19 protein-coding genes are annotated in these 20,644 nt (G+C 55.0%); 12 read left to right on the top strand and 7 right to left on the bottom strand.

All coding sequences use genetic code 11. The features are described 5' to 3' along the window. Positions 1 to 38 precede the first annotated feature (38 nt). The gene (locus B9K09_RS06950; protein WP_087516124.1) at positions 39 to 566 is read right to left on the bottom strand and encodes a winged helix DNA-binding protein; all 528 of its coding nucleotides are present in this window, start codon (positions 564 to 566) and stop codon (positions 39 to 41) included. 215 nt (positions 567 to 781) lie between these two features. On the opposite strand from B9K09_RS06950, the gene B9K09_RS06945 reads away from it, so the two are divergent. The 5 genes from B9K09_RS06945 to B9K09_RS06925 all read left to right on the top strand — a co-directional run bounded on the left by B9K09_RS06945 (position 782) and on the right by B9K09_RS06925 (position 5,276). After that, entirely contained in the window at positions 782 to 1,531 is a 750-nt protein-coding gene (locus B9K09_RS06945) for a 5-oxoprolinase subunit PxpA (protein WP_087516123.1), read from the top strand. Then, complete coding sequence (gene pxpB, locus B9K09_RS06940) at positions 1,528 to 2,232, top strand: 5-oxoprolinase subunit PxpB (protein ID WP_087516122.1); 705 nt, start codon at positions 1,528 to 1,530, stop codon at positions 2,230 to 2,232. Before B9K09_RS06945 ends, pxpB begins: the two co-directional genes overlap by 4 nt. Continuing rightward, a complete protein-coding gene (locus B9K09_RS06935) occupies positions 2,229 to 3,149 on the top strand; it encodes a biotin-dependent carboxyltransferase family protein (RefSeq protein ID WP_087516121.1) in 921 nt (306 codons plus the stop codon). Before pxpB ends, B9K09_RS06935 begins: the two co-directional genes overlap by 4 nt. Before the next feature lie 20 nt (positions 3,150 to 3,169). Beyond that, positions 3,170 to 3,961, top strand: a complete 792-nt coding sequence (locus tag B9K09_RS06930; protein ID WP_087516120.1) for a putative hydro-lyase — start codon at positions 3,170 to 3,172, stop codon at positions 3,959 to 3,961. A gap of 88 nt (positions 3,962 to 4,049) precedes the next feature. After that, the gene (locus B9K09_RS06925) at positions 4,050 to 5,276 is read left to right on the top strand and encodes an NRAMP family divalent metal transporter (protein ID WP_087516119.1); all 1,227 of its coding nucleotides are present in this window, start codon (positions 4,050 to 4,052) and stop codon (positions 5,274 to 5,276) included. An 86-nt stretch (positions 5,277 to 5,362) separates the two neighbouring features. Here the strand turns inward: B9K09_RS06925 and B9K09_RS06920 are convergent, their stop codons facing one another. Further along, complete coding sequence (locus B9K09_RS06920) at positions 5,363 to 5,902, bottom strand: YaeQ family protein (RefSeq protein WP_087516118.1); 540 nt, start codon at positions 5,900 to 5,902, stop codon at positions 5,363 to 5,365. 222 nt (positions 5,903 to 6,124) lie between these two features. Between B9K09_RS06920 and B9K09_RS06915 the strand changes: the two genes are divergently transcribed. After that, on the top strand, positions 6,125 to 6,856 hold the full coding sequence (locus B9K09_RS06915; RefSeq protein WP_087516117.1) for an endonuclease: 732 nt from the start codon (positions 6,125 to 6,127) through the stop codon (positions 6,854 to 6,856). On the opposite strand, the gene B9K09_RS06910 is transcribed toward B9K09_RS06915, so the two are convergent. Next, positions 6,853 to 7,776 (bottom strand): LysR substrate-binding domain-containing protein, encoded by a 924-nt coding sequence (locus B9K09_RS06910; protein ID WP_087516116.1) that lies wholly within the window; start codon positions 7,774 to 7,776, stop codon positions 6,853 to 6,855. The genes B9K09_RS06915 and B9K09_RS06910 overlap by 4 nt on opposite strands. 203 nt (positions 7,777 to 7,979) lie before the next feature. Here B9K09_RS06910 and B9K09_RS06905 point away from each other — a divergent pair, with 203 nt between their 5' ends. From B9K09_RS06905 to B9K09_RS06885, 5 genes are all read left to right on the top strand, one after another. Beyond that, the gene (locus tag B9K09_RS06905; RefSeq protein WP_087516115.1) at positions 7,980 to 9,098 is read left to right on the top strand and encodes an ABC transporter ATP-binding protein; all 1,119 of its coding nucleotides are present in this window, start codon (positions 7,980 to 7,982) and stop codon (positions 9,096 to 9,098) included. Positions 9,099 to 9,113: 15 nt separating this feature from the next. Further along, positions 9,114 to 10,040, top strand: a complete 927-nt coding sequence (locus B9K09_RS06900) for an ABC transporter permease (protein ID WP_087516114.1) — start codon at positions 9,114 to 9,116, stop codon at positions 10,038 to 10,040. Beyond that, on the top strand, positions 10,040 to 10,846 hold the full coding sequence (locus tag B9K09_RS06895) for an ABC transporter permease (RefSeq protein WP_087516113.1): 807 nt from the start codon (positions 10,040 to 10,042) through the stop codon (positions 10,844 to 10,846). Before B9K09_RS06900 ends, B9K09_RS06895 begins: the two co-directional genes overlap by 1 nt. Positions 10,847 to 10,873: 27 nt before the next feature. Then, positions 10,874 to 11,908, top strand: a complete 1,035-nt coding sequence (locus B9K09_RS06890) for an extracellular solute-binding protein (protein WP_087516112.1) — start codon at positions 10,874 to 10,876, stop codon at positions 11,906 to 11,908. A 132-nt stretch (positions 11,909 to 12,040) separates the two neighbouring features. Next, positions 12,041 to 13,498: an amidase gene (locus B9K09_RS06885; RefSeq protein ID WP_087516111.1), complete on the top strand. Its 1,458-nt coding sequence runs from the start codon at positions 12,041 to 12,043 to the stop codon at positions 13,496 to 13,498. 164 nt (positions 13,499 to 13,662) lie between these two features. Here the strand turns inward: B9K09_RS06885 and B9K09_RS06880 are convergent, their stop codons facing one another. Beyond that, complete coding sequence (locus B9K09_RS06880; RefSeq protein WP_087516110.1) at positions 13,663 to 14,454, bottom strand: IclR family transcriptional regulator C-terminal domain-containing protein; 792 nt, start codon at positions 14,452 to 14,454, stop codon at positions 13,663 to 13,665. A 322-nt stretch (positions 14,455 to 14,776) separates the two neighbouring features. Between B9K09_RS06880 and B9K09_RS06875 the strand changes: the two genes are divergently transcribed. Next, the gene (locus B9K09_RS06875; protein ID WP_087516109.1) at positions 14,777 to 16,093 is read left to right on the top strand and encodes a short-chain fatty acid transporter; all 1,317 of its coding nucleotides are present in this window, start codon (positions 14,777 to 14,779) and stop codon (positions 16,091 to 16,093) included. Positions 16,094 to 16,186: 93 nt separating this feature from the next. Here B9K09_RS06875 and gtfA read toward each other — a convergent pair whose 3' ends face one another. The 3 genes from gtfA to B9K09_RS06860 all read right to left on the bottom strand — a co-directional run bounded on the left by gtfA (position 16,187) and on the right by B9K09_RS06860 (position 20,559). Beyond that, positions 16,187 to 17,629, bottom strand: coding sequence for a sucrose phosphorylase (gene gtfA / locus B9K09_RS06870; protein ID WP_087516108.1), 1,443 nt, complete (start codon positions 17,627 to 17,629; stop codon positions 16,187 to 16,189). Positions 17,630 to 17,833: 204 nt separating this feature from the next. After that, positions 17,834 to 19,243, bottom strand: coding sequence for a threonine synthase (gene thrC, locus B9K09_RS06865; RefSeq protein ID WP_087516107.1), 1,410 nt, complete (start codon positions 19,241 to 19,243; stop codon positions 17,834 to 17,836). 11 nt (positions 19,244 to 19,254) lie between these two features. After that, a complete protein-coding gene (locus tag B9K09_RS06860) occupies positions 19,255 to 20,559 on the bottom strand; it encodes a homoserine dehydrogenase (protein WP_087516106.1) in 1,305 nt (434 codons plus the stop codon). Between the last annotated feature and the right edge of the window lie 85 nt (positions 20,560 to 20,644).

The following is a 20,644-nucleotide window of genomic DNA, read 5'->3' as shown; positions in this document are numbered from 1 at the left end:
GTATCCAGGATGGCTGCACAACGAAACACTTGTACAGTTTACAGAGAGGTCGCAGCACGTGCGGCTTGGTCATAAAGCCCGGACATCGCCCGTAGCATACCCGCGAGGCGATGAATTTCCTCGGGGTTAATATTGAGATTCTCAAAGGCTGAGATCAGACACTCTTGGCGAATCTCGGTGTATTCAGCACAGAGTTCAAGCCCCTTTTCAGTGGCCTGATAGAACATTTCCTTACCTTGCTTTTCACCCACGACAAAACCCAGCTTGCTGAGTTTTTTCAGGGCGTAGGTAACTGTGTGGGTGTCTTCTATATTTAACAGTAGGCAGATGTCTGCCTGGCGCTTGGCCCGGCCACGACTTACCAGGTTGTGCAGCACCATCACATCGAGTGCATTCATTTCAACGCCACCCGCGGCCTTCATGCAGCGCTCCATCCAGCGCATAAATGCATTGCCCGCGATGATCATGCCGAACTCCATCTGCGAAAGCTCTTGCGACTGCTCCGCAAGGTGACTGGAGGCCACAATAGAGCTGCGCGGGGTCCGTGAAGAGTTGCCGTCGGTCATCTGAAATCCGTTTTTAAGCCTAGGTTTCTTGAGGTTTTTTTGCTGCTTTAGCGGGTGGCTGCAGGCAAGCATACAACAAAGCCGTTTGTCCGGCAGACGGCTGATCGGAAGATTCTTATGAAAAATACGTTGACGTTTTATCGATAAAATATCATCGTTTTGTCAAAGAAATTCTAGTTCGCCTTTTGAACGCCAATAATAAACAGGGGATTTCAATGAGTCGTTTACTGCTCAATTGCGATATCGGTGAAAGCTTTGGCGCATGGCGCATGGGCCTCGATGCCGAGGTTATGCCATTTATCGACTGTGCCAATATTGCCTGTGGCTTTCACGCCTCCGACCCCAGCATCATGCGCCGTACAGTGGCGCTTGCGGTGGCCCATCAAGTACGTATCGGCGCGCACCCGGCCTATCCCGACCTGGTCGGTTTTGGGCGTCGTTCGATGGCCTGCAGTCCGCAGGAAATTGAAGACATGCTGCTCTACCAAATTGGCGCGCTCGAAGGCATTTGCCGCGCTGAAGGCACGCAAGTCAGTTACGTCAAACCGCACGGCGCCATGTACAACGACATGATGCGCAACCCGGACTCGCTGCGTGCTGTCATGCAGGCTGTCGCCCGCTACAATCCTGAGTTGCCACTGATGTTGATGTCGACCCGCGACAACAGCGCCAGCCAGCGTCTTGCAGATGAAATCGGGATCAAGCTGTGGTTCGAAGTATTTGCCGACCGCGCCTATGACGCCGCCGGAATGCTGGTCTCTCGCGCCAAACCGGGCTCGGTTCATCACCAAGCTGAAACCATCATCAAACAAGCCACCGACCTCGCCACTGGCACTGCGTTGATTGCCGAAGATGGCAGCGCCTTGCAGCTTCGCGCCGACACCCTTTGTGTGCATGGTGATAACGCTGGCTCAGTCGCCGCGGTAGAAAAAATCCGCGCAGCCTTGAAGGCACTTCCTGCATGAAGTTGCGCATTGAAGTCGTCGCCATTGACAGCTTGATGCTGCGCCTGTTCGACGAGATTGCAGAAGACAACATGCCGTGGCTGCTGGCTGCAACAGAGCGCCTGCGCGAGACATTCGCTGGCGCGCTGCTTGAGCTGGTCCCCTCCTACACCACCGTATTGCTGCAATATGACCTGAAGCAAATTGACGACCGCCAGGCACGCACACTGATTCAACAGGCGTTAACTGACTTACAACCGCAAGCCAGCAAAGCCGGACGCGAACAACAAATTCCCGTGTGGTACCAGCGCAGCGTGGGCCCTGAACTGCAAGCCATCGGCGAACGCACCGGGCTCGGTGATGCGGGTGTTATCAAACTGCACAGCGAACACACTTATCAGGTATTCGCCTTGGGCTTTGCGCCCGGCTATGCCTTTATGGGCCTGGTCGATGAAGTGCTCGCCAGCCCGCGGTTGAGCACTCCGCGCCAACAAGTACCGGCGGGCAGCCTGGGTATTGCTGATCGGCAAACTGCTATTTATCCGCTGCAATCGCCGGGCGGCTGGAACCTGATCGGGCGCAGCCCTGCTCGCTTGTTTGACCGTGAATTGGATGGCTACAGCTTGCTGCAGCCCGGTGACCGCGTTCGCTTCGTCCCCATTGATCATGCCGAATTTATCAAGCTGGGCGGCGATGACACACCGTTTGAGGCTAAATCATGAGCCTGTTGATTGAACGCAGTGGCGCCCTCGCCAACCTGCAAGACACCGGGCGCATTGGCGTGCGTCATCTCGGCGTAACCCAAGGCGGCGGCGCTGACTGGATCGCGCAAAACTGGGCCAACTGGCTGCTGGGTAACCCACTCAACGCCGCCGTGATTGAGATCACTCTCGGCAATCTTGAATTACTTGCTGAAACCGATACGTGCCTTGCGCTGTGTGGCGCAGACCTTGGCGCCCAGCTTGATGGGCAACCGCTTGCACCTTGGTGCAGTTTCACCGTGCGCAGGGGTCAACGCCTGCGTTTTCAAACCCCAGTCGATGGTGTACGCGCCTATATCGCAGCACCCGGTGGCTTTGTCGCCCCGCAAGTACTGGGCAGTTGTTCGAGTGTGAAGCGCGACCAGCTCGGCGGCTTGCACGGTGATGGTCAGTCGCTGCAAGCCAATGATCGCCTGCAATGGCACACCCCCAAAGCTATCCCCACGCCACGACAGTTGAGCGCGCAACAAACGCCGCAACGCCCAGCGAGCATTATCCTCCCGGTGATTTTGGGTGCGCAGATTGCTGATTTCAGCGGGCAAAGCTTGTTCGATGCATTCAACAGCACCTGGCAGGTTGATCAGCGCGCAGACCGCATGGGCATTCGTTTGCTCGGTCCGGCATTGCGCTGTGAGCGCCAGCAGATGGTGTCTGAAGGTGTGCCACTTGGCGCCATTCAAGTTCCGAGCGATGGCCAGCCGATTGTGCTGCTCAACGACCGGCAAACCATTGGTGGTTATCCGCGCCTTGGTGCGCTGACGCCATCCGCAGTCGCGCAGCTGGCTCAGTGTTTACCGGGCACCGAGTTGCAGCTTAACCCCATGGCGCTGGAAACAGCTCAACGCCTACACAAACAGCTACTCACTCAGTGGGTTTAACGGCTTGCGGAGATTCGACCATGCAGCCATTACACAATTTGAGCCCTGAACAATTACGCCAGAAAATTCGCCTCGGAGAATTTACCGGCCCAACAGCGGGACTGGCTGCTGGTTTTGCTCAGGCGAATTTATTGATTGTTAATCAAGCGCAGGCCTATGACTTTTTATTGTTCTGCCAGCGCAACCCGCAAGCCTGCCCGCTGCTGGATGTAACCGATGTAGGCTCAGCTGTTTCGCGCTACGCCGCACCGGGTGCAGACATTCGCACTGATTTGCCCAAATACCGGATATACCGCCACGGCGTGCTCGACACGGAAGTCAGCGATATCTGCGCTCACTGGCAAGACGACATGGTCGCCTTTCTGATTGGTTGCAGCTTCAGCTTTGAAAGCGCGCTATTGGCCAATGACGTACCGGTCAGGCATATCGAAGACAACCACAACGTGCCCATGTACATCAGCAATCGCCAGTGCCGTCCAGCAGGCCAGTTCAGCGGCCCGATGGTGGTGAGCATGCGCCCGATGCCCGCCAACAAGGTGGTACGAGCAGTCCAGGTGACGTCGCGTTTTCCCGGTGTGCATGGCGCCCCCGTACACATTGGCGATCCGGCGGCATTGGGGATTAACGATCTGGCACAGCCTGACTTTGGCTGCGCATCAACGCTCAACGAAGGTGAAGTACCCGTGTTCTGGGCCTGTGGGGTTACTCCACAAGCAGTCGCCATGCACAGCAAACCGGCGCTGGCAATTACTCACGCACCTGGTCATATGCTTATTTGTGATGTCCGCAATGAGCAGCTGGGCGTGATTTAAGAAACCTTAAGGCTCTACAAAATAACAATTCAGGCTGTACCGATTTTCTAAAAACGCCCTGCCAAACTCCAAAAAAAAGAAGGTAATCATGCAACCAACGGCAAGCACCCTCGACACCGTCCCCGGGCACCAGCGAAGCGTTATGCGCGGCGCGATTTTCATTATGGCGACCTCATCGATTGGTCCGGCGTTTCTCACCCAGACTTCGTTGTTCACCGCCAAATACATGGCCAGCTTCGCGTTTGCCATCCTTATCTCATTGCTGATTGATATCGGCGCACAACTGAATATCTGGCGCGTACTCAGCGTCTCCAATCTGCGTGGCCAAGACGTCGCCAACAAGGTTCTACCCGGCGTTGGCCATCTGATTTCAGGGTTTATCGTGCTCGGCGGTATCGCCTTCAACATCGGCAACATTGGTGGCGCTGGCTTGGCCATGAACGTGCTGTTTGGTGTGCCACCGGTGATTGGCTCAATCATCGCAGCAGTTGCCATCATCGGTATTTTCATGATGCGCAATGCCGCGCGGGTCATGGACAAAGTCATGCAATTACTGGGGCTGGTGATGCTGTGCATGATCGGCTACGCCATGCTGCAATCTAATCCACCACTGCTTGAGGCCTTGTCGCAGAGCATTAACCCAGATGATCCGATGCTCTTGCTGCTGCCAATCGTAACGCTGGTTGGCGGTACCGTTGGCGGCTACATCTCCTTCTCCGGCGGCCATCGTCTGGTTGATGCAGGAATCACCGGTATCGAAAACGTCGGCGAAGTCACGCGTGCTGCGGTAATCGGTATCGCCACCACCGGCGCCGTCCGTGTGTGCTTGTTTCTCGCTGCACTTGGCGTGGTCAGCCAGGGCTTGCTTCTTGATCCGGGCAACCCAGCCGCCTCGGTGTTCTCACACTCGATGGGCACCATTGGCTACAAAATATTCGGCATCGTGCTGCTCGCGGCTTCAATCACTTCGGTGATTGGCGCGGCGTACACCAGCGTCAGCTTTATGTACTCATTGCATGAAAGCATCAAGCGTCACAATCAACGCGTGGTGATCGCCTTTATCGTCTGTTCAACCCTGATTTACAGCCTGGTTGGCCAACCGGTCAAAGTGCTGGTGGTTGCTGGCACGCTCAACGCCTTAGTGTTGCCACTGGCACTGGGTTGCATTCTGATTGCGGCGAAAAAACCGAACATTGTCGGCAAGGACTACCACCACCCTAACTGGATGCTCGGTTTCGGTATTCTTGCGGTCGTTGCGACCTGCGTTGGTGTGGCGCTGTCTTTCGACTCGTTTATCAAGTTCTGGATGTCTTGATTGCATCCAAGCCAATAAAATAAGCGGCTGACAGATAAAACAACTGAGGGGGAACACGCGCTGTTCTCCCTCAGCAATACCAGTGTCTAGCGCTCGCCCTTGAGCCATTCCATTGGTATTTCATGTTGGCCGCGCTCGTCGGTGACGAACAACTCGCCATCACTGATCATGACGCTCCAGTTCAACGCACGCGGCATATCCAGCGCCAAGTCGGCCAATTCTTCCTGACCCAGCGCGACCACATTGATGTTCTTCAGGCTAAGCACTGGCGCCAGCACCTTGGTCTGCCAAACGCGCAGGCTGCCGTAGGCAATCAAACTGAATTTCTCGGTACGCCGTGAACACCAGGTGATGCGGTCACTGTCTGGCTGACCCACTTCAATCCAGTGCAGCACACGGTCATCCAGACTTTTTTCCCACAACGCCGGCTCATCAACATCCGACAGGCCACGGCCAAATGCCAGCTTCTCGTCATAGAACAATGCGTAGGCAATCAGGCGCACAGCCAGACGCTCTTCCGTCTCAGACGGATGCCTGGCAACCGTGAAACGCAGGTTTTGGTAAACCCCACGATCGATGTCGGTAAGGTTCAACTCAATTTTGTACGTAGTGGAAGGCAGGGCCATGGGCGAGCTTCTTGGCTGATCAAATAGGCGGCAAGTCTACCCGATGCAGCCCGCGCACGTCAGAGGCACGTCCAACGCCTGATGGATGGAAGTAAAAAACGTCCCGAGCCAATCGTCATCAAAGCCGTCTGAAAAGTTAATTTGCCAGCATATACAAACACTTAACCAGACTTGGCAAATGCTCAGTGGTTGTTATGATGCGATCCTTTTGGACGAAGCTGCATGTTTATTCGCTTGATCATTAGCCTTGTCTGCCTGCTGGTGTGCAGCAGCATTTGGGCAAGCCCGCCACGCACGTTTAGCGAGGCAAAGAAGATTGGTTGGAAGCTCTACGCCAAGCAATCGACCGAGTTTTACTGCGGCTGCAAATTCAGCGGTAAACGGATCGACCTGAAGAGTTGCGGCTACATTCCACGTAAAAACCGTAATCGGGCTTCTCGTATCGAATGGGAGCACATCGTCTCAGCCTGGGAAATCGGTCACCAGCGCCAATGCTGGCAACAAGGCGGGCGCAAGAACTGCTCGAAGAACGACAAGGTTTACCAGCGCGCGGAGGCTGACTTGTTCAATCTGGTCCCCGGCATCGGCGAAATCAACGGTGATCGCAGTAACTTTCGCTATGGCTGGCTACCGCAATCCCCCAGCCAATATGGCGCCTGCCCAATGGTGGTGGATTTCAAGGCCAGGGTCGCAATGCCACGTAAATCGGTGCGCGGCATGATCGCCCGCACCTACCTCTACATGAGCGACCGCTACAAACTGCGTCTATCGAAAAAGAACCGACAACTGTACAGCGTCTGGAATCGCACCTATCCGGTTAAAAACTGGGAGCGCCAACGCAACCAATTACTCGGCTGTGTGATGGGCTGGAGCAATCCCTATGTTGGCAACTACAACCCGAAACTATGCCCAAGCATTACTGCGCGTCAGCTCAATATCAGAGATTCACCCTAGTTTTCTAACTGCTCTGCATTACCGGGAATGGCCTCGGGAAACTCCCTGGCCAATATGGTTTTCAGCCAGACTTCAAACCACTGCATATCAGCACTTCGCGGCCCCGATGGAATCAGTAACTGGTAGCTATCCAAGCGCACCTGATTGCGCAGTGGCCTAACCAACAGACCGGACTCAAGCTCTTTGCGCACCAGCACATCATTGGCCAGCGCAATACCGGCGCCCGCCTCCGCCATCGACAAGGCATGGTCGTTACTCACATAACGCACCTCTGAACTGACCCGAAACGTTTGACTGTTTGCCGCGAGCCAAGCGTTCCACCAAGTACCTTCGTCGACGTGAATCAATTCGTGCTGCACCAACTCCTCAATACCTTGTAGCGGGCCATGCGCCTCTAAATAGGCGGGTGAGCACACGGGAAATACTTGGGGATGGAGCAACATGCCCTGACTCTGAGCAAAATCGCCGGGCATGCCATATACAATCCCCAGGCTGGCCACGTTGGCATCGACCTCGGTAAAGGTCGGGTTCGGTTCAATCGCCACTTTCAGCCCTGGCCGCTCCTGACGCAACGCATCCAGATGAGGCATCAGCCAGCGCTTGGCAAATGCCGGAACCACCAGGATTTTCAGCCAGCGCGCCGCGCCACCAGGTGTCAGCTCCAAACTGGCCTCGGCAATCTGTTGCAACGCCGTGGAAATCTTGTCGAAGTAACGCTGCCCAGCCGGGGTCAGGCTGACCCCACGTGAAGTGCGCTCAAGCAGCTGTACGCCAAGCCAATCTTCCAGCAGGCGCACATGTCGACCGATTGCTGGTTGAGTTACGTGCAATGATTTAGAAGCTGCAACATAGCTGCCTAGACGCCCCGCTGCTTCAAAGGCGCGCACTGCGTTAAGCGGTGGCAGGCGTGATGTTGTCATGTTGGCCCTTCACGTTGCTATTAAATTTATTAACAGCAACGGTAAACAAATTGAGCTTTTCTCACAACCGCAATCTGGACACACTCGTCTTCAGCAGCCCCATTACAAAAACCGCTGCCTAGATATTTTCTTAATCCCTGCCACAACAATTAAAACCCCCGGCATGCCCAAGCATCGGCGGGGAGGGAATCGGAGGTATGACCATGAATGCCCTGCACAGTTTGCAGACGGCAGCCGTATCAATTCGCTCGGTACGCAAAGTCTATGGCGATCCGCACACAGGTCCTGCGGCGCTAAAAAATGTCGATCTGGATATTCAAGACAACGAATTTTTCACCCTACTCGGCCCCTCTGGTTGTGGCAAAACCACCTTACTGCGAATGATTGCAGGCTTCGAATTCCCTAGCGCCGGTGAGATTCTGCTCTATGGCGAGAATATCGCTGACCGACCGCCGTATGAACGCCCGGTAAACACCGTATTCCAGCACTACGCGCTGTTCCCACACATGAGCATCACTGAAAACCTCGCCTTTGGCCTTGAATCGCATCCCATGGGCAAACGCTTAGGCAAGGCAGCCGTCGCGGAGCGGATTCGCGAGATGCTTGCCCTTGTGCAGATGGAAGATTTTGCTGAACGTCGGCCATCCCAGCTCTCCGGAGGGCAGCAACAACGCGTAGCACTGGCCCGCGCGCTCGCTCCCCACCCTAAAGTTCTGCTACTTGATGAGCCGCTTTCGGCACTGGACCTAAAACTACGCCAGGCCATGCGCGAGGAACTCAAGACAATCCAAGGCAAAACCGGAATCACCTTCATTTTCGTGACCCATGATCAAGAAGAAGCACTGACGATGTCTGACCGCATTGCCGTGCTCGCCGAAGGCCAAGTACAGCAAGTTGGGCGGCCGTCGGATATTTACGAACAGCCCAACAATCGTTTCGTTGCCGACTTTATAGGCGAGACCAACTTCCTCTCAGCGCAGGTCGACAAGCTCGCCGACGATCATGCTCTGTTGCGCATTCCTGGTGGCCATCTGATGCGCACCGCAAGTCGCGAAGGCCTACGTCAGGGTGCACAGGTGACCTTATCAATCCGCCCGGAGCGCTTGCAATTAGTCGCAATCGACAGCCCTGAAACAACGCCATGCACGCTGACAGAACAGGTCTACCTCGGTACGGACTTGCAATACCAAGTGAGCCTTACTGACGGCACATGCCTACGGGTGCGTGCACCGAATAGAGCTGGGCAAAGCCAATGTTTCGTTCCGGGGCAGCGCCTCGGTCTGCAATTTGACCGTGAAAGCGCCAGTGTGCTGCTGGACTGAGCCAAGGAGCGAACAATGACGCCCCCAACTGTACGTCCCGGCAACGCGTTAGCGCGCCGCCAAACTTTAGGCAACCTAATCGGTGTGTCGCCCGCAATGCTTGCCATTGGCCTGTTTTTGATCGTGCCGATCCTGATCATCGGCGCCTACTCCCTGATGCAAGCCAACCCTTACGGCGGCGTTGACCATGTGTTCAGCAGCGAGGCCTACACCTCTCTGCTATTTGAACGCCAACTCGACGACAGCTTGGCTTTCACCGACTCCTACCTAATTATCGCCCTGCGCTCGCTCGGTATTGCCGCCGCGACCACGCTGATTACCTTGCTGATTGGCTTTCCGGTAGCAGTGTGGCTGGCCATGCAGCCACTGCATCGCCGTGGGCTGCTGATTTTCCTTATCACCATACCGTTCTGGGCCAATCTGCTAATCCGCACCTACGCCTGGATTTTGCTGCTGCGTGGCACCGGCACCATCAATAACAGCCTAATCAGCCTGGGCCTGATCGAGCAGCCACTACCGCTGCTATACAACGACGGTGCCGTGCTGCTGGGCTTGGTCTACACCTACGCCCCCTTCGTCGTGCTGCCCATCTACGCAACACTGGAAAAGATGGACATGCGGCTGCTGGAGGCCGCCCAAGACCTCTACTCCGGCCGCCTGCGCACACTGCGCAAGGTTGTTTTGCCGATCGCCAAGCCCGGCATCCTCGCGGGCGTCATTCTTACGTTTGTGCCTTGCCTTGGCGCAATGATCGCCCCCGAACTGCTCGGCGGCGGCACCAAGATGATGCTTGGCAACTTGATTTTCAGGCAATTCAGTGATGCCCGTAACTGGCCATTCGGCGCCGCCCTGTCGCTAGCGTTGACGGCCATGGTGATGCTTGTGCTGATGATCTATGCAATGCGCGCCGAGCACCTTCGCGCTGCAAGGGAGGGCAAATAATGTTGTCTCTATTCAAGCGTCGTCAGCTCGATATACATCACTTCCCCGGCTTCGGCAGTTTCAGCTTTTTGTTCTATATCTACCTTTACGCACCTATCGTGGTACTGGTTGTGTACTCGTTCAATGCTAACCAGTCGGCCACGGTATGGAGCGGTTTCAGCCTTGACTGGTACCGTGCGGCCTTCAGCAACCAGGCGTTACGCTCGGCTGCTGGCAACAGCTTGCTGATTGCCGTATGTGCGAGCGCAATCGCCACAGTGATCGCTACCCTCGCCGCGCTTAGCACCTCTCGCGGAGCTAAGTTCAAAGGCATGCGCCTGTCCATCGGCACCATCATGTTGCCACTTGTGCTGCCGGAGATAGTCGTAGGTGTCGCCACTCTGGGATTGTTTTCCAGCATTGGCCTTTCGCTTGGCTACGGCAACTTGATCATTGCGCACACCGTGTTCTGCATCCCATTCGCCTACCTGCCAATCCGCGCACGCCTGGAGGACATGGATTTGTCGTTGGAGCAAGCCGCCAACGACCTGTATGCAGGCCCTTGGCGGACATTCACCAAGGTCACCTTGCCGCTGCTGATGCCAGGGATTTTCTCCGGTTTGATGCTGGCATTTATCGTATCGCTGGATAACTTCGTGATCTCGATGATGGTTTCCCAAGCCGGAACCACCACTTTACCGATCTTCATCTTCGGCATGCTGCGAATGGGTGTAACCCCGGATATCAACGCTGTATCAACGCTGATCCTCGGCGTTTCGGTGCTGTTCGTCAGCCTGTCGTTCTTGCTTGGTAAATCCAAAGCCTAAGCACACGTTCACTAAAGGGAGTCACTTATGCACAAGTCAATTACTGCCATCGCGGCCGTTATGACCCTGAGTTTGGCCAACGCTGCGCACGCCGATCAAAGTGTGAATGTGATTAGTTGGAGCGGTTATTTCTCTGTACCAATCATTGAAAAATTTGAGAAGCAAACCGGAATCAAGGTTAACGTGGACTCATATGACTCCAACGAAACCCTGCTGGCCAAGCTCAAACAAGGCGGTAGTGGTTACGATGTAGCCATTCCCTCGCACCAGTTCGTTCCCATTCTGGTCCATGAAGGCCTACTTGAACGCTTCGATCCAGTCCAGCAGCCGTACTATGCAAACCTGAGCGACAACCTGCAAAAGCCGAGCTGGGACCCGCAAGGTGGCTATTCGGTGCCATTTATCTGGGGCACCACCAGCGTGGTACTCGACACCGCGAAATACAATGGTCCGATGGATAGCTACTCGGTGCTATTCCAGCCGCCAAAAGAGCTGCAGGACAAGATCAACATGCTCGACTCGGTCAGTGACGTGATGGACACAGCGAGCCTGTACTTGGGGCTTCCACAATGCAGCGAAGACCCAAAGCAGGTCCAGCAGATCCTCAATCTACTCAAAGCGCAGAAGCCCTTTGTCAAAACCTACAGCTCCAAGGCGGGCTCTATTCGCGAAAACTTGGCTGCTGGGGAAACCTCAATGTCGTTGTTCTGGGGCGGTTCCTCGTTGCGCGCGCGGGAGATGAAGCCGAGTCTGAAATACCTTTACCCCAAGGAAGGTGTCATGGCTTGGGTAGACAATTTGGTGATCCCCAAAGGCGCCAACAATCCAGACGCCGCGCGCACGTTCATCGCCTTCATGAGCCAGCCTGAAAATTCGGCGATGACGCAGAACTTTCTTAAACATCAGAGCCCGTTCAAAGGTTCCGAGGCCTTCCTTGATGCGGATCTAAAAACAGCGCCAGAGCTGCAAATCCCCGAAGGCACCAAGGTTGTATTCAGCCAGACCTGCGGCAAAGACTCGATCCGTCTGGCCGACAGGCTATGGACCAACTTAATGCGTTAAGCCTCTGCGGTGAGGGCAAATATCCACCTGAGCAACACTGCCCTCCATTTACACAACGCTGAGCTCTGCGCCCACGTTTCTTGCGGACGCGGCTGGGCGCTCTTTCATAACTGCTTTCCTGAGCGAGACCTAATGAGCAAGAACCAAAATATCAGCGAACTGGTTCAACTTCAGGCCCACGAATTGGCTGAACGCATCCGCCTGCGTCAAGTGTCCTGCCGTGAAGTGATGAGCGATTACCTTGCGCATATCGAGCGATTCAACCCGGCAGTAAACGCCATCGTCAGCCTACAACCGGAAGAAACCCTTCTAGCTCAGGCCGACGAGCGTGACAACGAGTTAGCGCGCGGGGAATACCACGGTTGGATGCATGGTCTGCCCCATGCGATCAAGGATTTGTCACTGACCAAGGGTATTCGCACCACCTTGGGCTCACCTTTGTTCCGCGACCATATACCTGATCACGATGGCATCATGGTCGAGCGTATCCGTGCGGCTGGCGCCATCATTATCGGTAAAACCAATACACCCGAATTCGGTCTGGGTTCACACAGTTATAACCCCGTGTTCGGCGTCACCGGCTGCGCTTATGATCCTAGCTGCACGGCCGGTGGCAGTAGCGGCGGAGCCGGAGCGGCGCTGGCCTTGCAACTGGTGCCAGTGGCCGACGGCAGTGACATGATGGGTTCGCTGCGCAACCCTGCTGCATTCAACAACATCATTGGTTTTCGCCCCTCACAAGGCCGGGTTCCATTTGATGACAGCGCTGATTTATTTATTGATCAGTTAGGCTATGAAGGGCCGATGGGGCGCAGCGTGCGTGATGTCGCCCTGCTCCTGTCAACGCAAGCCGGCGGCGACTCACGCTCCCCCTTGTCGATCAGCGAGCCGGGCACCCAATTCGCAAGTTCGCTGGAGTGTGACGTCAAAGGTGCACGACTCGGCTGGCTGGGTGACTTTAACGGCTACTTGCCAATGCAACACGGTGTGCTTGATTTGTGCAAACGCGCCCTTGGAGACTTCGAAGCGCTGGGTTGTCATGTCGAAGATGCCCACACGGATTATGCCCCCGAGCGGTTATGGAGCACCTGGTGCACCCTACGCCATTGGCTGGTTGCGGGTTCACTCGGTAGCCGCTATGCCGACCCACAACAACGCGCCCAATTAAAGCCCGAGGCCTGCTGGGAAATCGAAGGGGGGTTAGCCCTTTCGGCGATGGATGTGTATCGCGCCTCTGCCGCGCGTACCGACTGGTATCGGGCCATCAGTCGCCTGTTCGAGAAATACGATTATCTGTTGCTGCCCAGCGCGCAGGTGTTCCCGTTTGACAAGACCCTCGACTGGCCTAAAGAAATCGAAGGCATTGCCATGGACACCTATCACCGCTGGATGGAAGTGGTGATTCCCGGCACCCTCTCCGGTTGTCCGGTGGCGAATGTGCCGGTTGGCTTCAATGAGCAGGGTTTGCCAATGGGTATGCAGATCATAGGTCGACATCAAGCAGACATGGCAGTACTGCAACTGGCCTATGCTTATGAACAGGCCACGCAGTGGTATCAGCGCTGCCCACCACCACTGCTTGGCATGTAAAGCTGAATCGAGCGGTTTTAGGTAAGAGGCAGGTAAGCGGTTGCACGCAAGCAACCTGCTGCCTATTGAAATCGAGGCAAGCTGCCCTGCTTGCCGCGAATTAGAAAACCACTCTGCGAGCTGATCGAGACAATCTTGCAACGGTGCAATTTTCGTCAAAAAGCTCAGCCCAAGGCTGAGCGAATGACAGTACGCACAGTTTGCGCAACCCGCTGAAGCTTGGGCAGATAATCATTCAGAAGGACTTCAGTGGGCACCCGTGAGGCATTGGTGCTGATATTGATAGCCCCCAGCAAATCACCATTGCCGGCAAATACAGGCACGGCCACCGAACGCAAGCCAAGGTCCAGTTCCTGATCGACCATGGCGTAGCCTTGAGTTCGAATCTTACTAATTTCTTCACGCAATGCGTCTTTATCGGTGATCGAAAACGCCGTATGCGACTCCAACGGTACACGCTCGACAAAGGCTTGCAACGCCTGGTTAGTCATCTGCGCGAGCAATACCCTGCCCATTGAAGTATAGGCGGCGGGCAATCGGGTCCCCGCCACAAGAGTGATCGCCATCAGTCGGTGCGGCGCGGCGGAGCGAGTCACATAGACCACATCGTTACCGTCGAGAACGGTTAAAGAAGACGACTCGCCAAGCTCCGAGGTGATGTCCTGCAGGTAGTGCTGAATCACCGTACTGTATTGATTCGATGCCTGATATGCATGGCCGAGCTGCAACACCTGCGGCGTCAGCTCGAACTGACGGCCACTGCGACGCATATACCCCAGTGAATGCAAGGTGAGTAGAAATCGTCTGGCTTTAGCGCGATCCATGGTCGTGCGGGCAGCCACTTCACTCAACGTCATTCGTGGGTGATCCGCATCGAATGCCAGTAAAACCTTCAACCCGGAAGCCAATGCACTCACGTAATCCCGGTCATCTGGCTGAAGCACCTTGTCGTCCATCGTTTCTCCTTGATCGCTACACATACACCCTCTCGAGCGGGCAGAACTCTAGCATTTGTTCGCCTTACGAACATGCATTTTGCAAGCGCGACCTGGAAAGTATTGACCTGAGAAAGATGATCGCGCATTGTGTTCGTTAAGCAAACATATGTTCGTATAGCGAACCATATGATAAATGAGGCAACCAGCCGTACCGCCAAAGGCTGCCCCCTATCACAAGATGTGAAAATTTCTCTAAAAGCCAAACACCCCGACGAGTAGAGGCCGTCTGCTTATACCCTTGCAACCAATTGCAATCACCATAAAAACAACAGGATTTCTGATGGAAGCGATAACTAATTTCTCTGTAAAAATGGTGCAGCGTTATCTGCCTAGCGCCTTTCTATTGGCAGTCCTGCTGACCTTTATTGTGCTGCTGATGGGAGTTGGAATCACGGGCCAATCACCCATGGACATGGCCAGTTATTGGGGAGATGGCTTCTCTAAACTGTTTACCTTCGGCATGCAGATGGTGCTCGTACTGCTGACCGGTTATGTACTCGCATTGAGCCCGGCAGTCCAAGCCATGCTCAGCGGTCTTACCAAGCACGCCAACACCCCAAAACAAGCATTGGTTTTGACCATTGTGGTCAGCTTTGTCTGTTATTACCTCAACTGGGGCTTTGGTATGGTGGCGGGCGCCATCCTTGCCCGGGAAATGGGTAAACGCGTGGCGATTCACTTCCCGTTGATCGTGGCGGCCGCATATGGTGGCGAGTTGGTGCGCGGGCCATCGTCCTCGATTCCGCTGGTTATCGCGACGCCAGGCCATTTCATGGAAGACACCCTAGGCATCATTCCCGTCTCGCAAACGCTTTACTCAAGCTGGAACATCATCCTCACCCTGTTGCTGCTGGTATTACTGGTAGGTTTCTTTTTGCTGCAAAAGCAGCCCAAGGACATCATCCGTCTGCAAGATACCGATGAGGATGTGCAAGACGATGCCCCCATCAGCAAAAAAGGCATGACTCCCTCTGATCGCCTTGAACACAGTCGCTGGCCGATCTTTTTCCTGGGCTGTATAGCCGCGGCCTATTTGGTTGGACAGATCATCGACAAAGGCTTCAACGTAAACCTCAATACCATCATTCTGTTCTTTCTCGCGCTCGGGCTGATACTGCACAAAAACTCGGCCTCTTACACCAAGGCAGCCAGCAAGGCAGTGACTGCCGGCAGTGGCATTATTGTGCAGTTCCCGCTTTACGCAGGGATTGCCGGAATGATGACCGGCTCCGGGCTGGTGACGGAATTCTCTGAGGCGATCATTCACATCGCCACACCAGAAACCTTCCCCTTGCTGACATTCCTCTGCGCGGGCATCGTCAACTTCTTTATCCCCTCCGGTGGCGGCCAGTGGGCGATCCAAGGTCCTATCATGATGAATGCGGCCCACGCCTTGGGTGCAGATCCGGCGCAAACCATCATGGCATTCACGTGGGGTGACGGCTGGACTAATCAAATCCAACCGTTCTGGGCCCTGCCGTTGCTGGGCGTTGCTGGGCTCTCAGCCCGGGATATCATGGGTTACTTGATCATCTGGCTAGGTATTTCAGGGGTCGCGATCGCCGGCACATTCGTGATTGTATCGATGATGAGCTGATAACTTAGGCCACTGTCACGTCAATCTACAGCAGGTTCTCTGCTGCAGAATCCCCACTGCGACAAGGGCTCACTCGGTGAGCCCTTGTCGTTTCTAGCACTGCATCTCACGCTCGCAACAAGCCTCAACATCACGGTAATTGATGACTGCGGTCTTGGCGATCAAGTCGATGTCCAGCCGGCAATAAAACTCGCCATGGCGCCACCCCATCAATACTCGACTGTCAATTGACGAGTTGAGCTCAAAGCGGCCTGAAAATGCAGGATAGTTACTGCGAAAACGCATGAGTTCGAGCAGGCGCTGAACCACCGGCCGCTGCATTTCCTGCTCTATTTCTTCAAGGCTGTAGTAGTGGCGATTGATATCGCGCGCCTCGCCACCGCTTTCCAGCAAATCATAATCATTGGCCCCGGCCAGCAAACCGACGTAATAGACTTGTGGGATACCCGGGGTAAAAAACTGGATGGCGCGGGCAACGATATAAGCATCGTCATCACACTGCAGTGCTTCATAGAAAGTGCAGGTCAGTTGATAGATGGCACCGACACTGTGCACATTCACCGCCGAGCGGCGCATAATCGGGTCGGCACTGCGCTCGGAGACATTGGCGATCAATGCCTTAATTTGATCTTCTGGTAACACGCCCTCAACATCAGGAATACAAATACCATCGTGCGTATCAAGCACCGTCACCTGGTTGCGCGGGCTCATACGCAACCAGTTCTTCAGGTAACGGCTGCTGCCTTCAAGCAGGCAATGCAGCATCAGTGGCGGTAATGCGAAGGCGTACGGGCGCATACCACGCCGGGAAATGGCGTACTGATAACTGGTGTGATCGTGTACTTCGGGCAGGGTTTCCGCACCGTACTTCTGCGTGGTATCGCGGAACCATTCGAGAATCCGATAAACCTCAGGCTCAACCAAAAAACAGCTGCTACCTATGCGTTTGGTGGTATAGCCGAATGCATCGAGACGGAACAACTTGACCCCACGCGCCGCAAGAAAGGCGATATAGCCCTCCATCAACTGATAGGTATGCGCTGCGGTGTAATCGAGGTCAATTTGCTGCTCGGTGAAAGTGCACCACACACGTCCGCGCTCGCCATTGGCAAACTGCACCTCGCGAAATGGCTCTTTTTCTTTACGAATATGGATCAGCGCCAGATCTTCAGGGCTGATTGGCCCTAATCGATCGACCTGCACAAACAGATCAGCATAGGCTGAGGCTGCGCCGTTTTTCAGGAAGTCCTTGAACTCCACCGACTCATCGGAAATATGATTGATGGTCAGGTCCAAGCACAGGTCATAGCGTGCGGTGATGCGCTCAACATCCTCCCAAGTACCAAATGCCGGATCGACTTCAGCGTGAGTCAGTGGTGAAAATCCACTGTCGGCATTGGATGGATACAGCGGCAGAATATGCACGCCACCAATGGTATCGCCCAAGTAGCGATCGATAACGGTATATAGGTCAGCAAGATTATTACCCAACCGATTGGGATAACAAATTAGCTGGACAGCATTACGCAGCGACATGGCAGCCCCTCCAGTTCAGCCCTTGCGGGCAGTACACGAAAACGCCCCCAGGCGACAGCTTTCGATGCGATGGCAACTACCCTAACAAGTATCGCGTGCGCAGTTGATTAAAAATCTTGGTTAAATGTAAATAACCGCCATAAAAAAGGCCGGTAACCCTTATGGTTACCGGCCTTTTTTGGCGCAACTTAAAACGCAGATCGTTTAGAGCGGCTTGCCGCGATTACCGTGAGCGGAAACAAAGCCCTGAACCGCTTTCAGGTCATTGGCCAGCACTGTGCAGCGTTCGTCACGCTCGAACAGGTCAGCCAAGTGTGGCGGCAACACAGGGGCTTGGCCGATGCTGGCTTTCTCAACCGCCTCCGGGAATTTAACCGGGTGTGCAGTACCGAGAATAACCATTGGCACGCTCAGGCTACGGCGGCACTCACGCGCTGCCTTGACCCCAATCGCCGTATGCGGGTCAAGCAACTCACCGCATTCCTTGTAGACGTCTGCGATGGTTTCGCAGGTTTCGGTATCGTCCACTGCCAGCGAATCAAACAACTTGCGGGTTTCGGTCCAGCGATCCTGCTCGACGCTGAAACCACCGCCCTTCTTGAAGTTGGCCATCAATTCAGCAATCGCCGCACCGTTACGGCCGTGCATATCAAACAACAGTCGCTCAAAGTTCGACGAAACCATGATATCCATCGACGGCGACAGCGTTGGGTGCAAGGTGTCTTTGACGTACTGATTACCGCTCATAAAGCGATGCAGGATGTCATTACGGTTGGTCGCAACAATCAGCTGACTGATTGGCAGGCCCATGTTGCGCGCCAGGTAGCCGGCAAAGATGTCGCCGAAGTTGCCGGTTGGCACCGAGAATGCCACCGAGCGCGCCGGACCACCGAGCTGCAGGGATGCATGGAAGTAGTACACGATCTGGGCCATGATCCGCGCCCAATTGATCGAGTTGACTGCGACTAAGCGCGTACCTTTGAGAAAGCTTTGGTCAGCAAAGCTGTCCTTGACCATCTCCTGGCAGTCATCAAAGTTACCTTCGACGGCGATGTTATGGATGTTCTCGCCAGCGATGGTGGTCATCTGCCGACGCTGAACTTCGGATACGCGATTATGCGGATGCAGAATGAAGATATCGACGTTCTCACAACGACGACAGCCCTCAATCGCAGCAGAACCGGTATCACCCGAGGTAGCACCCATGATCACTACGCGCTCGCCACGCTTTTCCAGCACGTAATCGAGCAAGCGACCGAGTAATTGCAGGGCGAAATCTTTGAATGCCAATGTTGGGCCATGAAACAGCTCCAACACCCACTCATTGCCGTTCAGTTGGCGCAATGGCGCAACAGCGCTGTGGGCAAATACCCCGTAGGTTTCTTCGAGGATTTTCTTGAAATCCGCATCCGGGATACTGCCGGTCACGAATGGGCGCATCACTCGGAATGCCAGTTCGTGGTAAGGCAATCCCGCCCACGAGGCGATTTCTTCCTGGGTAAAGCGTGGCAAGTTTTCCGGCACATACAGGCCGCCGTCACTGGCCAGGCCGGTCAGCAGTACATCTTCAAAATTCAGGGCCGGGGCCTGACCGCGAGTGCTGATATAACGCATAACGATTCCCCTTAGACCAGTTGTTCGACGCGGATGCGCACAACGCTGCCAGCAATATCATCCAACGCTTCGAGCGCGGTGATTGCTTCATCGATTTGCGCTTCAACGACACGGTGCGTAACCAGGATCATTGGCACCAAACCGTCATGCTCTTCGACTTCTTTCTGCATGATTGATTCGATGTTGATACCACGCGCCGACAAGATGCTCGCCACTTGAGCCAGAACACCCGGACGATCCTTGGCTTGAATGCGCAGGTAATAAGCACTCTCACAGGCACTGATCGGCAGGATCGGATGATCAGACAGTGAATCTGGCTGGAAGGCCAGATGCGGCACGTGGTTGGTTGGGTCGGTAGTCAGGGCGCGCACTACGTCAACCAGATCAGCAACCACTGACGAAGCCGTTGGCTCCATACCAGCACCAGCACCGTAGTACAGCGTCGAGCCCACTGCATCACCGTTGACCATGACTGCGTTCATTACGCCATTGACGTTGGCGATCAGGCGATCAGCCGGGATCAGCGTCGGGTGCACACGCAACTCGATGCCAGCCTCGGTGCGACGCGCCACACCCAGGTGCTTGATGCGATAACCCAGAGCATCGGCGTAATTGACGTCAGCGGTGGTCAGCTTGGTGATGCCTTCGGTGTAGGCTTTGTCGAATTGCAGCGGAATACCAAAGGCAATCGACGCTAAAATGGTCAGCTTGTGCGCCGCATCAATGCCTTCGACATCAAAGGTCGGGTCTGCTTCGGCATAACCCAGCGCTTGCGCTTCAGACAGCACATCAGCAAAGGCACGGCCTTTCTCACGCATCTCGCTGAGGATGAAGTTACCCGTGCCGTTGATGATGCCAGCCAGCCAGTTGATACGGTTAGCCGCCAAACCCTCACGGATCGCCTTGATCACTGGAATGCCGCCAGCAACCGCGGCTTCAAACGCAACGATCACGCCTTTCTCGCGGGCCTTGGCAAAAATCTCATTGCCGTGCACAGCGATCAGCGCCTTGTTTGCGGTCACCACGTGCTTGCCGTTTTCAATGGCCTTGAGCACCACGTCGCGGGCGATTGTGCTGCCGCCAATCAGTTCGACAACCACTTCAATCTCGGGGTTGCTGACCAATTCGAAGACATCGTTGGTAATTGCAGTACCGGTCGTGTCGCATTGCGGGTTAGCTGAACGCTGCGCAATCTGCGCCACTTCAATACCACGCCCAGCACGCCGCGAGATTTCCTCGGCATTACGCTTGAGCACGTTGAATGTACCGCCACCGACAGTACCTAAACCACAAATGCCTACTTTGACCGGTTTCACACTGAACTCCCATCTGTACTGCACAAAACGACCGACTCATAGGCCGGTCGCATAAAAAGAGAGCCGCACATTACGAAGCGGCTAA

This window comes from Pseudomonas sp. M30-35, from assembly GCF_002163625.1.
Taxonomy (GTDB): domain Bacteria; phylum Pseudomonadota; class Gammaproteobacteria; order Pseudomonadales; family Pseudomonadaceae; genus Aquipseudomonas.
This window is presented reverse-complemented; position numbering and strand designations above follow the sequence as displayed.